This is a genomic window from Streptomyces sp. NBC_01431 (genome assembly GCF_036231355.1).
GTDB lineage: Bacteria > Actinomycetota > Actinomycetes > Streptomycetales > Streptomycetaceae > Streptomyces.
Genome location: NZ_CP109496.1, coordinates 1,596,162 through 1,609,889, shown reverse-complemented (window position 1 = coordinate 1,609,889; position 13,728 = coordinate 1,596,162). Strand labels below are relative to the sequence as shown.

10 protein-coding genes are annotated in these 13,728 nt (G+C 72.7%); 4 read left to right on the top strand and 6 right to left on the bottom strand.

Features of this window, described 5'->3' with window-relative positions:
* Nucleotides 1–10: 10 nt before the first annotated feature.
* From OG522_RS07525 to OG522_RS07510, 4 genes are all read left to right on the top strand, one after another.
* Nucleotides 11–454: an SRPBCC family protein gene (locus tag OG522_RS07525; protein ID WP_329462163.1), complete on the top strand. Its 444-nt coding sequence runs from the start codon at nt 11–13 to the stop codon at nt 452–454.
* A gap of 186 nt (nt 455–640) precedes the next feature.
* Entirely contained in the window at nt 641–3,025 is a 2,385-nt protein-coding gene (locus OG522_RS07520; RefSeq protein ID WP_443074670.1) for an MFS transporter, read from the top strand.
* Between the two features lie 134 nt (nt 3,026–3,159).
* Nucleotides 3,160–5,586 (top strand): SpoIIE family protein phosphatase, encoded by a 2,427-nt coding sequence (locus tag OG522_RS07515; protein ID WP_329462162.1) that lies wholly within the window; start codon nt 3,160–3,162, stop codon nt 5,584–5,586.
* A gap of 141 nt (nt 5,587–5,727) precedes the next feature.
* Nucleotides 5,728–6,462, top strand: coding sequence for a class I SAM-dependent methyltransferase (locus tag OG522_RS07510; RefSeq protein WP_329462161.1), 735 nt, complete (start codon nt 5,728–5,730; stop codon nt 6,460–6,462).
* A 42-nt stretch (nt 6,463–6,504) separates the two neighbouring features.
* On the opposite strand, the gene OG522_RS07505 is transcribed toward OG522_RS07510, so the two are convergent.
* The 6 genes from OG522_RS07505 to OG522_RS07480 form a co-directional block, all read right to left on the bottom strand.
* On the bottom strand, nt 6,505–7,329 hold the full coding sequence (locus OG522_RS07505; RefSeq protein ID WP_329462160.1) for a VOC family protein: 825 nt from the start codon (nt 7,327–7,329) through the stop codon (nt 6,505–6,507).
* Nucleotides 7,330–7,440: 111 nt separating this feature from the next.
* The gene (locus tag OG522_RS07500) at nt 7,441–7,854 is read right to left on the bottom strand and encodes a hypothetical protein (RefSeq protein WP_329462159.1); all 414 of its coding nucleotides are present in this window, start codon (nt 7,852–7,854) and stop codon (nt 7,441–7,443) included.
* A gap of 61 nt (nt 7,855–7,915) precedes the next feature.
* On the bottom strand, nt 7,916–8,650 hold the full coding sequence (locus OG522_RS07495; protein ID WP_329462158.1) for an alpha/beta hydrolase: 735 nt from the start codon (nt 8,648–8,650) through the stop codon (nt 7,916–7,918).
* A 263-nt stretch (nt 8,651–8,913) separates the two neighbouring features.
* Entirely contained in the window at nt 8,914–11,478 is a 2,565-nt protein-coding gene (locus tag OG522_RS07490; protein ID WP_329462157.1) for an FtsX-like permease family protein, read from the bottom strand.
* A 37-nt stretch (nt 11,479–11,515) separates the two neighbouring features.
* Nucleotides 11,516–12,268 carry an ABC transporter ATP-binding protein gene (locus tag OG522_RS07485; protein ID WP_329467512.1) on the bottom strand — a complete coding sequence of 251 codons (753 nt, stop codon included), beginning with the start codon at nt 12,266–12,268 and terminating at the stop codon, nt 11,516–11,518.
* Nucleotides 12,269–12,461: 193 nt separating this feature from the next.
* Complete coding sequence (locus OG522_RS07480; protein ID WP_329462156.1) at nt 12,462–13,724, bottom strand: HAMP domain-containing sensor histidine kinase; 1,263 nt, start codon at nt 13,722–13,724, stop codon at nt 12,462–12,464.
* Nucleotides 13,725–13,728: the final 4 nt, after the last annotated feature.

Sequence of the window (13,728 nt, the reverse complement as noted above, 5' to 3'; positions counted from 1 at the left end):
AGGAAGTGCCATGGCGCAGGTCGAGGCCACGACGGAGCGGATCATCGCGGCGGATCCGGAGACCGTGTTCGACACGCTCGCCGACTACAAGGACGGCCGCCCGAAGCTCCTGCCGGAGCACTTCAGCGAGTACCAGGTGCGCGAGGGCGGCGACGGCGAGGGCACCCTGGTCCACTGGAAGCTCCAGGCCACCAGCAAGCGCGTGCGCGACTGCCTCCTGGAGGTCACCGAGCCGACCGACGGGCAGCTGGTCGAAAAGGACCGCAATTCCTCCATGGTCACCACCTGGACGGTCACGCCGGCGGGCGAGGGCCGCTCCAAGGTCGTCGTCTCCTCCGTGTGGAACGGCGCCGGCGGCATCGGCGGATTCTTCGAAAGGGCCTTTGCCCCCAAGGGACTTGGCCGCATCTACGACGCCATGCTCGACAAGCTGGCCGCCGAGGTGGCGAAGTAGCCTGCGGGAGCCACCCGCCCGGTCACCGGTTCGGGTGGTTTTCCGTACCGGCCCGTTGTGCGCCGTAGGGGTTCCCGCCAGGGCTTAAGCCCCCGGCGCACGCCTCCCGCCCCACCCGTCTCGCTTGCCCCGGTTGTCGCCCAATGCGAGAAATGGTCGGCGCAAGCGCGACGAGGGGAGAGTTACGTGGGCGGGATCACTCTGGTGAAGGACGAGCGGGCCGCCGCGGCCCCGGCGGATCAGCCGGTGGTGTGTCAACTCCCGCCGCCACAGCAGCCGTTGACCCCGCGCAGGGTGCGCACGATCTTCTTCGGCCTGATGCTCACCCTGCTGCTCGCCGCGCTCGACCAGATGATCGTCGCGACTGCGCTGCCGAAGATCGTCGGTGATCTGCGCGGCCTCGACAAGGTGTCCTGGGCCGTCACCGCCTATCTCCTCGCCTCCACCATCGGCCTGCCGATCTACGGCAAACTCGGCGACCTCTTCGGCCGCAAACCCGTCTTCCAGTTCGCGATCCTGGTGTTTGTCGCCGGCTCCGCGCTGGCCGGCTGGTCGCGCACGATGGACCAGCTCATCGCCTTCCGGGCCGTCCAGGGCGTCGGCGGCGGCGGACTCATGATCGGCGTGCAGGCGATCATCGCGGACATCGTGCCGCCCCGGCGGCGCGGCCGGTTCATGGGCCTGATCGGCGCCGTCTTCGGGCTCGCCTCGGTGGCGGGGCCGCTGCTCGGCGGCTTCTTCACCGACCACGCCTCCTGGCGCTGGTGTTTCTACATCAACGTCCCGTTCGGCCTGGTCACCCTGGCCGTCATCACCGTCGTACTGAAACTGCCGAAGCCCGACGCGCGCCCCCGCCTCGACGTGCTCGGCATGCTGCTGCTCGCCACCGCGTCAACCTGCCTGGTGCTGCTCACCAGTTGGGGCGGCACCGAGTACGCCTGGGGATCGCGCACGATCCTCGGCCTCGCCGCCGGGGCGGCCGGAACGACCCTGCTCTTCCTGGTCGTCGAGAACTACGCGGCCGAACCGGTCATCCCGCCAAGGCTGTTCCGCGACTCGATCTTCAACGTCTCGGGACTCGTCGGGGCGGTCATCGGTGTCGCTCTCTTCGGCGCCGCCAGCTATCTGCCGACGTTCTTGCAGATGGTCGACGGCGCCAGCGCCACCGAATCCGGCCTCCTCGTGCTGCCCATGATGGGCGGCATCGTCGGCGCCTCGATCATCTCCGGTCAACTCATCAGCCGCACCGGCCACTACAAGGCCTACCCGATCCTCGGCGGCGCGGTCTCGGCCGTGGGCATGTGGCTGCTCTCCCGGCTCGGCACGGACACCCCGCGGCTGCACTACAGCATCTGGATGGCCGTGCTCGGCGCCGGTATCGGCCTCGTCATGCCGGTGCTCGTCCTGGCCGTGCAGAACGCCGTCGACCCCGCCGACCTCGGCACCGCCACCAGCGCCAACAACTACTTCCGGCAGATCGGCGGCAGCGTCGGCGCCGCCGTCTTCGGCACCCTCTTCACCAACCGACTCAGCCACGCCCTCACGCAGCAACTCCCCTACGGGGCCCGGCTGCCCGACCCGGAGTCGATCACCCCGCAACTGGTCCACGCCATGCCGCCCGCCCTGCGCGACGGCTACATCCGGGCGTACGCCGAGGCCATGCCGCGCATCTTCCTCTACCTCGTGCCGGTGCTCGTGCTCGGCTTCGTCCTCGCCTTCTTCCTCAAGGAGAAACCGCTGGTGTCCCAGAACGCCCCCGTGGCCGAGACCGCACCCCTGCCCCACGCACGCACCGCCAACTCCGGCTACCGCAGCGGCGTTCCGGTGTGCGGCAGCGTCCAGCACCACGACGGCTCCATCGTGCCGCGCGCCGCCCTCACCCTCGTCGACGTACGGGGTCAGCAGGTCGGGCGCGGGGCCAGCGGCGCGGACGGGCGGTACGCGCTGAGCGTGCCCGGCGCCGGTTCGTACGTCCTGATCGCCGCGGCCGGCGGACACCAGCCGCAGGCCGTCGCCGTGACCGTCGGCGAACGGCCGGTCGAGCTCGACGTGGTGCTTGGCGGCGCGGGGCGGCTCGCCGGCACCGTCGTCACCGCCGACGGCAGCCCCGTGCGGGACGCCGCCGTCACCCTCACCGACGTACGCGGAGAAGTGGTCGCCTCCACCCGCAGCGGGCGCGAAGGCGGCTATGTGATCTCGGAGTTGGTGGCGGGGGAGTACACCCTGGCCGCCGGCGCGCCCGCCTTTCGGCCCGCGGCGCTGCCGGTGAGCGTGCAGGCGTCGCGCGAGACCCGGCAGGACATCGAACTGGCCGGCGGCGCCGTGCTGCGCGGCACCGTGCGGGCCGGCGGCGGGCGGCCCGTTCAGGACGCTCGGGTGACCCTGCTCGATGCCGCGGGCAATGTCGTGGACACCCTCACCACGGGCCCCGACGGCACCTTCCGGTTCGTCGACCTGTCCTCCGGCGAGTACACGGTGATCGCGGCGGGCTATCCGCCGGTGGCCACCGTCCTCCAGGTCGCGGGCGGCGGACGCACCGAGCGGGACCTCCAACTGAGCCACGAGGACTGACCTTTCGCCAATCGCGGCCGCCGGTCCGCGCGGGCGTGCGCCTATTGTCGGGTTACCCCGCGCGCGCGGGCCCGATGGCTCTACGGTGGTCCTGCCGCCGTGCATTCCTGCGGCGGGGAAGGAGCCTTCCACCCATGGACAGTGGCACTCCGCCGACACCGCCGCAGCCGTTCGCCGTGTCCGGGCGGATTCCGCTTGCCGTGATCGTCGTGGACGGCGACGGCCTGGTGTCGCACTGGTCATCCGGTGCGCGCAAGCTGTTCGGCCCCGCCAAAGAAGAGGCTGTCGGCAGGCCCGCCATCGATCTGCTCCCGGTCTCCGGGGCGCTGGAGCAGAGGTTCGACGACTACGAGGTGTTCGAGGAGTTCGGCCCCGGCCTCGACGGTCCCCTCACCGGCCGCACCGCCTACCCGAGTGCGGGCCGCGCGGCGCTGTCCGAGCCCGGTCGAGACCGCGCCGACGTGCTGTGGTGGGCGTACCCGCTGATCGGCCCCGGGCCCGAGCGCCTCCTGGTGCTCGCCGCAGACGCCGCGCAACTCCACGACGAGACCGGACTCGACGGCGGCCCCGTGGAGCGCATAGCGCCCGGCTTCGCCCTGCACACCGACTTCCCAGGAGCCGACGAACTGGCCCGGCGGCTGCCGGAGATCCTGCCCAGCATGAGCGTCGGCGAGGGCTCCCGCATCGTCGCCCAGGTCCTCGAACTGGGCTATCCCGTCCTGGAGTTCAGCCAGCACGACCGGGTGCCCGTGACGCCGGACTGGGGAGTGCCCCGGCGCGCCGAACAGCGCCAGTCGCGGCGGCTGCACCCCCTGCAACCGGTGTCGCGAGCGCTGCCGCCGTCGCCGGAATTCGCCGCGGACCTCGAATACGCGGCGGTGCGCGAGCGCCTTGAATTCCTCAACGAGGTCAGCGGACGCATCGGCTCCTCGCTCGACCTGTCCCGCACGATCCAGGAAGTCAGCGCCGCCGTCGTGCCGCGCTTCACCGATGTCGCCGGCACGTATCTGCGCGAGCAGGTCATCGCGGGCGAGGGCTTCCCCGACGGACCGCCCGACGAGCGGACCCTGTGGCATCGCGTCGCGCTCGAACACGTCGAGGAGCCGGGCCGCTGGGACGACGTGGTACCGGTCGGCGAGTCCATGCCGTTCCCCGCCCACACTCCGTTCTTCCAGTGCATGACCTCCGGCGAGCCCGTCCTGGTGCCCCGGATCAGCGAGCAGATGGGCACCGCCATCGCCTCGCAGTTCGAAAAGCGCGACATCCGCCCGCTCATCAACGGCCGTTCGATGCTGGTCGTCCCGCTCAAGGCGCGCAACGTCGTCCTCGGCTTCATGATCCTGCTGCGGCATGCCGAACGGGCCGAGTTCAACGACATGGACCGGGTGACCGGCGCCGAACTCGCCGCGCGCGCCGGGCTCGTCCTCGACAACGCCCGCATGTACACCTACCAGGAGAGCGTCGCGGAGACGCTCCAGGACTCGATGCTGCCGCAGGTCACCCCGCGCATGACGGGCTGCGACACCGCGACCCGCTATCTGCCGGGCACCCTGCTCGGCCGGGTCGGCGGCGACTGGTTCGACTCCATCAAGCTGCCCGGCTCGCGCACCGCCCTGGTGGTCGGCGACGTCATGGGCCACGGCCTCAACTCGGCCGCGATGATGGGCCAGTTGCGTACCGCCGTGCAGACCATGGCTGCGCTCGACCTGCCGCCCGACCAACTCCTGCGCAACCTTGACGACTTGGCGCAGCGCCTGGGCGAGCACTACCTCGCGACCTGCCTGTACGCCGTGTACGACCCCATCAGGGGCGAGCTGCTCATGGCCAACGCCGGCCACGTGCCGCCGGTGATCGTGCGGTCCGCCGACGGCCGCAGCGAGCTCCTCGAACTGCCCACCGGCGCCCCGATCGGCGTCGGCGGGGTGCCCTTCGAGACGGCCCGCATCCAGGTCGCGCCCGGCGACCGGCTCGTCATGTGCACGGACGGTCTGGTCGAAGTGCGCGGCGAGGACATAGGCGTGGGCCTCGCCACGCTCTGCGAGTACGCGGCGCACCCCGCCGCCTCCATGGACGACGCCTGCGACGCGATCATCCGCGCCCTCAACACCCGCGGCGGCCGCAAGGACGACGTGGCGCTGCTCATGGCCCGGCTCAACGGCATCAGCCGCGACGACGTCGCCGAGTGGCGGCTCGCCACCGATCCGCGAGAGGTGGGCCGGGCCCGCCGCCTGGTCCGCCGACAGCTCGCCCTGTGGGGCCTGTCGGAACTCACCGAGACGGTCGAGCTGCTGGTCAGCGAGGTCGTCACCAATGGCATCCGGCATGCCAACGGCCGCCGGGTGGAGCTCCGTCTGGTCCGCGCCGAGGCGCTCTTGTGCGAAGTGGCCGACGAGGGCCACACGCTGCCGACACTGCTGAGCGCGGGCCCGCGCGACGAGGCGGGCCGCGGGCTGCGGGTGGTCAGCGCGCTGGCCGGGGAGTGGGGTGCCAGCCGCACCGGCGACGGCAAGACCGTGTGGTTCGACGTGGCGCTTCCCCGTACGACGCGCAGGCCCCGCTGACCTGCGTCGCCCCTCGCGGAGCGCTCCTCAACTCCCCCTCCTCGAACGGGTGGTGAAGGAATGCGCCCGGTGCTTGTCCGTGTGCGCCCCGGCGCGGTAGACCGATCTTGACACTGTGCAGGCTGTTCCGGGGAGTCGGTCATGAGCGTGACGAATAGGTACAGGGAGGCCTGGGAGGGCTTCTGGCGCGAGGCGCCGAACGAGCCGGGCGCGGTCTTCTGGGACTCGGAACCGGCCCTGACCGCCGCCCGCCACCTGGCCCATTTCGCGCCCCGAATCGACCGTCCCGAGCTGCCCATGGTCGACCTCGGCTGCGGCAACGGCACCCAGACCCGTTACCTCGCCGAGCGCTATCCGAAGATGACCACCGGCCTCGACCTGTCGCCCACCGCCGTCGCCTACGCCCGCCACCAGGACCCCGAGTGTCAGGCCGAGTTCGCCGAGCTCGACGCCACCGATCTCCGGGCCGTCGAGGAACTGCACACCCGGCTCGGCGACGCCAACGTGTACGTACGCGGTGTCCTGCACCAGTGCGAAGCCGCCGACCGCCGGTCCGTGGCGGACGCCATCGCGGTGTTGACCGGCGCCGAGGGCCGGGCGTTCGTGGTGGAGCTCGCCGAAGCCGCGAAGCCGGTCCTCATGGGGCTCGCCGCGGGCCCGGCGGGCCCGCCGCCGAAACTCCGCCCGGTCTTCGCGCACGGCATCGTGCCCGGCGAGGTCACAGACGACGCAGTGGTGGCCATGTTCAAAAGCGCCGGGCTCGCCATCTTCGCCGAAGGTGAACTCCCGTTGATCACAACGGAGTTCACCGGCACCGGCCGGCGTATCGAGCTGCCGTCCCGATGGCTGGTGGTGGGCCGGGCGCAATCCGGCTGAGCCGACTGCGGCCCAACTACCCTCAACAGACGGCCCGTTGAGTCAGGCCGCGTGGTCGTTCAGGGTGAACGTCGCGCCGTCGGGGTCGCTCAGGCGGACCCAGGAACCCGTGGGGGAGGCGCCGGAGGCCAGGATCGTCGCGCCGTACGCCTGGGCCCGGTCGGCCTGGTCCTCGGGGTCCTTGACGGCGAAGTGGGTGTGCCAGTGCGGTCGCAGGGACGGATCGGGGGCGGCCTCGACCGCGCCGGAGGTCAGGCGCGCGACGACGTGGCCACGGTGGCGCAGGACCACTTCCTCGTGCTCGTACTGGACGTCGCAGCAGCCCGGCCGCTCGCAGGCCCAGTCCAGGACCTCGCCGTAGAAGATCGCGGCTTCGAAGGCGTTGCGGGTGTGCAGCCGGGTCCAGGCGGGGGAGGTGTTCAGCCAGGACTCCCAGTTGGTGATGAGCGAGCCCTGCCAGATGCCGAAGACGGCACCGTCGCGGTCGGCGGCGAGCGCGCCGCGCCCGGTGTGCAACGCCACCGGCCCGACCGCCACGGTGGCACCGCGCTCACGGATGCGGGCGGCCGTCTCGTCCGCGTCCGCGACCGCGAAGTACGGAGTCCAGGCGACGGCCACTTGCAGCGCGGGGGCGAGCGCTCCGATTCCGGCGACGGGGACCCCGTCCGCCAAGGCGATGCGGAACTCCTCGCCCAGGGACCCGGGCCGGAACGTCCAGCCCATCACCGAGCCGTAGAAGTCGAGCGCCGAATCGAGGTCCCGGGCCATCAGGCTCACCCAGCAGGGCGCGCCGAAGGCCTCCGCGCTCGAAGCGCGCGTGGCGTGGGCGGCCGCCCCGGTCTCTGCGTCGTTCGGTGACGGTGTCACGAAAACCCTCGCTTTCAGGAATTTCGGCATACCGGCACATAGTCATGTCAAGTATCGCGCGCCGGGCCCGGCGCCGCACGCCGGGGCTCGGTGCGCACTGTACTCATCCGGCTACTCCTCGTAGTAGTCGGGTCGGCGGTCCGGGTCGCAGCTCGCCCGTCGCCGGCCGATCGTGCGCAGAGCGAGCATGAGGGCGTCATGGTCGTCCCGGTCCGCCGTGTGGACGGCCCCTTCCTCCAGGACCGCCCGCAGCTCGGGGAGCGGGGCGGTCGCGGGGGTCGTCCGCAGGACGACGGCGCTGGGCGGAGTCAGGGAGCGCAGCCCCGTGAACAGGGCGACGGGATCGCTGTCCCCGTCCATGCTCGGGTCGAGGACGGCGATGTCGGGCAGCAGGACGTGGGCCTGCGACAGGGCCAGCCGGGGGCTCGGGGTGTGCGCGATGACGCGGAAGTGGGGATCGCGGTGGATCCGCTCGCGCAGTACCGCGGCTTCCTCGTCGGTGGCTACCAGCAGCACGGTCATCACGCCTCAAGCATGGGCGCGCCGGCCGCTGCCGGCCACGCGAAGCGGACGCCGCACCGCCTCGTCAGCCGAGGGCCGCGCCCGCGATCAGGCGGGCCGTCTCCCGGCCGGCCCGCAGGGCCTCCGCGCTGGTGGTGGGCGCGCAGTGGCCCGCCACCGGGTCGTACTCGGTCATGATGACGCCCGCGTGATCGCCCTCAGTCTCGTGCAGGCTCGCCGGCCACTGGTGCTCGCCGAGAGCGGCCAGGAAGTCGCGGGAGTGGCAGCGGTCCACCACCGTGTCCCGCGCGCCGTGCACCAGGATGACCGGCACCCCGGTCGCCGGTCCCGCGGCCAGGTCCTCCAGCGGGACGGAACCCGTGCTGCGGGCCGGGCGCCCGTACAGTCCCGCGATGCCGACGACCGCCCGGGGTGGCGGGGTGCCCACGAGGTCCGGCCGCAGCGCCGTGCCGATCGCCGCACCCGCCCCGGCCGACCAGCCCGCGACGACGACGCGACGCGGGTCGCCGCCGAAGGCACCCGCGTTCTCCTGTACGTAACGCAGTGAGGCGGTGAGGTGCGCGCGGCCGCCGTCGGGGGCGTCGGGGCGCCAGTCGGGAACGAACACGGTCACTCCGTGCGAGGCCACCTCGTGTGCAAGTGGCGCGAGGACGAACCGCTCGTCGGGGCCGGTGCCGTGCCACAGCAGCACGACCGGCGCCGGCCCGGCACCCGCCAGGGACCTGTGTACGTCGAGGAGTTGGGGCGCGGCTGTTTGCTGCGCGGCGTAGGGGAGGCTATGGGCGTGGCTGCGGGGCATGGTGGTCCGGTCCTCGGGATGTGATGCGTGCGGCGATCCGGTCCGGATCTTCTCAACTGACATGTGCGGCACGGGATTTGAGGGGCGCACACTTGAGGGTCCCCGCGTTCCCGTCCGCGCGTACCGTACGCGGCTGATCCCGCATACGGGCCGAGTGTGCCCCACTCACCATCGGGCCGGTCCGGCGGCACCGGCTTCGCGGCGGCGGACGGGCAGAGCCGCGGCTGAGACGCGGACGCGGCTCTGCCCGGCGGGGGCCCGCCTCACGTCCGCGCGACGGCCTCCAGCGGGCCCAGGGCGGCGGCCCGCCGGGCCGGGAGGGCCGCCGCGAGCGCGCCGATGGTGAGGGACAGCAGACACACCAGGAGCAGCGTCCCCCAGGGCAGCGCCAGGGAGTACTGGGACATCGCCCCGTTGGCCAGCGCTCCGACCGCCCAGGCGCCGAACAGTCCCACCGCCAGGCCGAGGAGGGTGCCGAACGCGGCGACCGTCACCGCTTCCAGGCGGATCATCCGGCGCACGCCCGCCCGGTCCATGCCGATGGCGCGCAGGACGCCGATCTCGCGGGTGCGTTCCGCGACCGACATGGCCAGGGTGTTCACGATGCCGAGCGAGGAGATCAGGACGCCGATGGCGAGCAGCCCGTACATCAGCGTGAGCAGGTTGCCCATGGCGCCGGCGGCCTCACGGACGAGCTCCTTGCGGTCCTGCACCTTCAGCAGTGGGTTGTTCCCCACGGCGGTGCGCAGCCGGTCCTCGGTGCTCTTCGAGACGGCGCCGCCGTCGGTCCGCACGAGGATGCGTTGTACGGAACCGGGCTTGTAGCTGTTCTGCTGCACCTCGCCGCGGGTGCCCAGCGCGTCGTGGGCGATCGGGTTGTCCTGGTAGACGCCCACGATGGTGTACGGCTTGGGGTCCTGGCCGCGGCCGAGGCCCGCGTTGATCGTGCCGCCCGTGCTGACGCCCTGCTCCCGCGCGGTGGTGCTTGAGACCGCGATCCGGCCCGGCCCGAGGTCCGCCAGGGAACCGCTGACGAAGTCGAGCTTCAGGGCGCCGTCCACGGAATGCGGGTCCACTCCGGAGATCTGCCGGACATGGCCGCCGGTGAACAGGGTGGAGTCCGCGACTTCGACCGCGCCGCGCACCCCGGCGGTAGCGGCCACGCGCCGCGCGGCCGCCGGGTCGATGCCGGTCGTGGAGGTGGGGGTGCTGATCACGTAGTCGGCGCCGAGGCCGGCCGCGGCCTGGCGGTCGAGGGCCTGGCCGGTGGAGTCGCCGATGACGGCGAGCCCGGCGACGAGGGCGGTAGTGATCATCAGGGTGACGGCGGTGGCCGCGGTGCGCCGCGGGTCGCGCAGCGCGTTCTCGCGCGCGAGAAGGCCGGTGACCCCGAAGCGCGTGGTCAGACGTCCGGCCGCCCGGATCAAGGGAGCGGCGAGCAGGGGCGCGAGGACGATCACGGCGACGACGAGGACGGCGCAGCCGAGCATCGCGCTCCGCAGATTCGCCTCCGAGGCGTCCTTCGCCCCCGAGAGCGAGATCAACAGGCCGGCGCCGAGGACGAGCAGGGCCGTCCCCACCGCGGCGCGGACCCAGGACCGGGCGGCGGAGGGAGGCTGTTCGGCCGAGTGCAGCGCCTCGATGGGCGCGACCTTCGCCGCCCGGCGGGACGGCAGCCAGGCGGCGAGCACGGTGACGCCGACGCCCACGACGAGCGCTGCCACGACGGCGCGCGGGCCGACCACCAGAGGCCCGCGCGGCAGGGTGTCCGCACCGGTGCTCAGTACGTCGGGCAGCGCCGCGGCGATGCCGAGGCCGAGCAGGAAACCGGCCGCTGACGCGACCAGGCCGAGCAGGAAGGCCTCCACGAGGACGGAGCGCACGACTTGGCGGCGGTCGGCGCCGATCGCCCGCAGCAGCGCGATCTCCCGGGTGCGCCGCGTCACCACCATGGTGAACGTGTTGACGACGAGGAATGAGCCGATGAACAGCGAGACTCCGGCGAAGACCATCGGGAGCTTCGTGTACCCGCGCGTCAGGGTGTCCACGAGGATGGCCTGCTGGCCGGCCTGGGCGCTGCCGGTGATGGCCTCGGCCCGGTCGGCCGGGAGCAGGTCGCCGACCCGGCGGGAGAGTTCGAACGCGTCGACGCCGGGCGCGGCGGACAGGTCGATCCCGGTGTAGTGGCCCGGTGTTGAGAACAGGTGCTGGGCGGTCGCCTTGTCGAACAGGGCGAGGGTGCCGCCGGCGGTCACCCGGCTGTCCTTGGTACTGACGATGCCGACCAGCCGCTTGGTCATGACCGGGCCGTCGGTGGCCAGCGTGATCGTGTCGCCGAGAACGAACCGGCCGGCGGCCGCGGTGCCCGTGTCCACCGCGGTCTCGTCGCCGCTCGCCGGGGCGCGGCCCTTGACCAGCGGATAGCGGCTGTCCTTGCCGTCGGCGCCCGGCACGTAGGCGGCGGCCGGATTCGCCCAGGCCTTGCCGGCCCGCAGCGGAGCGCCGTCCGCCGCGTTCAGGACGGCCGAGCCGTCCACCGACGGGCGTACGGCGGCGACCCCGGGGACCGTGGCGAGCTTGCGGGCGAGCGCGTCGTCGAGCCCGCCCGAGCGCTGGTTGGCGGCTGTCCCCGGCGGGGGGTCCTTCGGGGTCACGGTGACCGCGATGTCCGCGAAGCTCTTCGACGCGGCGGCGCGGTAGGCCGCGGCGGAGGAATCGGCGAAGACGAGGGTGCCGCAGACGAACGCGACCCCCAGACAGACCGCGAGGACGGTCATGGCCAGACGGGCTTTGTGCGCCAGGAGATTGCGCAGGGCTGTTCTCAGCATGAGCGGCTTTCGGGGTGTGGGAGGGGCGAGGGACGTGTCAGCTGGTGCGCGGGCCGGCGCCGAATTCCTTCATGCGGTCCAGGACCCGGTCAGCGGTGGGGCGCACCATCTCGTCGACCAGGCACCCGTCGGCGAGGAACACCACGCGGTCGGCATGGGCGGCGGCGACCGGGTCGTGGGTCACCACGACCACCGTCTGGCCGAGCTCGCGCACCGAGTCCCGCAGGAAGCCGAGGACTTCGGCCCCGGCGCGGGAGTCGAGGTTGCCGGTGGGCTCGTCGCCGAAGACGATCGCGGGCCGAGAGACCAGGGCGCGGGCCACCGCGACGCGCTGCTGCTGCCCGCCGGAGAGCTGCCCCGGCCGGTGCCCCAGACGCTGGGACAGACCGACCATGGACACCACGCGCTCCAGCCACTGCTGGTCGGGCCGGCGCCCGGAGATGGTCAGCGGCAGCGTGATGTTCTCCAGCGCGGTCAGCGTCGGCAGCAGGTTGAACGCCTGGAAGATGAAGCCGATCCGGTCCCGGCGCAGCTGGGTGAGCTGCCGGTCGTTGAGCGTGCTCAGCTCGGTGGTGCCGATGCGGACGGAGCCGGACGTGAACGAGTCGAGCCCGGCGGCGCAGTGCATCAGGGTCGATTTGCCGCAGCCGGAGGGACCCATGATCGCGGTGAACTCGCCCTCCCGGAAGGCGATGCTGACCCGGTCCAGGGCGACGACACGGGCGTCGCCGCTGCCGTAGACCTTCGACAGTTCGGTGGTCGCGGCCGCGAACCCGCTCGACGTGAGCAGCGTGTGCGGGGCAAGGGGGTCGGCGGTCACGGGGGACTCCTCTTCGGGTGCGGAAAGGTGCACTCCGAAGGGTGTCCGGGCAACGTATCGAGACCTGGACCGCCGTGTATCGGCCTCCGCTCCACCATGTACCAGTTCCGCGGGAGCCGCTTGTAGTGGGCGTGTTACGGGGCTTGTGTACGGGGCCGCGCGGTCAGGCCGGCAGGCGCAGGGTGGCGACGGCGCCGCCGTCCGGGGCGTTGGCCAGGCGCAGTTCGGCGCCGAGGACCCGGGCCTGCCCCAGCGCGATGGTCAGGCCGAGCCCGTGGCCCGAGCCCCGCTCAGCCGCGCCTGTGTGGAACCGGCGCGGGCCGTCGAGCAGCAGATCGGCGGGGAAGCCGGAGCCGTGGTCGCGTACGACGACCGTAGGGCCCTCGACGGTGACCCGCACCGGAGTGCTCCCGTGCCGGTGGGCGTTGACGACGAGGTTGCTGACGATCCGTTCGAGGCGGCGCGGGTCGGTCTCCACGGTCTGCGCCGCCTCTTCGCCCGCCGCGTCGGCGACGGTTACCTCGGTGTCGAGACCGGTGCGCGTCACGGCCTCGGACACGACGGCACCCAGCGGCACCCGGGCGCGGACCGGCTGTTCGGCGCCGGCGTCGAGCCGGGAGATCTCCAGGAGGTCTTCGACCAGGCCGCGCAGATCGCGAACCCGGCCCCGGAGCAGGTCCTCCGTCTCGCCGGGCGGCAGCAGATCGGCCGCGGCCAGCAGGCCGCCGACGGGGGTGCGCAGCTCGTGCGCCACGTCCGCGGTGAACCGGCGCTCGGTGCGCAGCCGTCGGCTGAGACTGTCGGCCATGAGGTCGACGGTGGCGGCGATGTCGGCCACCTCGTCACTGCCCTTGGTCGGCCCGGTCCGCGCGTCGAGGTCGCCGGCGGAGATCCGGGCGGCGGTCTCGGAGACCCGCCGCAGCCTGCGTCCGAGCAGCCCGGCCCCGTAAACGGCCAGCGGAACGGCCGCCGCGAGCGCGAGCAGCGAGGCCACCGCCATGCTCACGTCGAGCCGTCGCAGGGTGGAGAGACCCGGACCCATGTTGATCTGGACGGCCAGCACCCGGCTGCCCGGCCCGCCGATCCGCTGGGCCGCCCAGACGCTCGGCCCCAGGTTCCCCTCGACACGCCCGTCGTACGCCGCGTGCCGGTCGCCGTCGGCGGGATGGCGCAGTTCGGCGGGCAGTTCGGCCGGGTCGAGTTCGGCGCCGTCCGTCAGCGCACCGGTGCGCCGGTAGACGTCCACGGCCGCGTACAGGCTGTTGAGGGCCTGAGCCCTGGCCTGGTCGCGGACATCGCGCGCGGTCCACACGTGGACGAGCACGCCGACCGCCGCCGCGACCAGGCAGGCCGTGGCCGCGGCGAGCCCCGCGATCTTCCAGCGGAGGGACGCGCGGGCCGGACGCAGCAGGTTGCCGGGGCGCACCGGA

What these genes read in the sequence shown, in the direction of transcription:
- OG522_RS07525 (WP_329462163.1), top strand. Translation starts at nt 11, where the DNA reads ATGGCGCAGGTCGAGGCCACGACGGAGCGGATCATCGCGGCGGATCCG.
- OG522_RS07515 (WP_329462162.1), top strand. Translation starts at nt 3,160, where the DNA reads ATGGACAGTGGCACTCCGCCGACACCGCCGCAGCCGTTCGCCGTGTCC.
- OG522_RS07510 (WP_329462161.1), top strand. Translation starts at nt 5,728, where the DNA reads ATGAGCGTGACGAATAGGTACAGGGAGGCCTGGGAGGGCTTCTGGCGC.
- OG522_RS07495 (WP_329462158.1), bottom strand. Translation starts at nt 8,650, where the DNA reads ATGCCCCGCAGCCACGCCCATAGCCTCCCCTACGCCGCGCAGCAAACA.
- OG522_RS07490 (WP_329462157.1), bottom strand. Translation starts at nt 11,478, where the DNA reads ATGCTGAGAACAGCCCTGCGCAATCTCCTGGCGCACAAAGCCCGTCTG.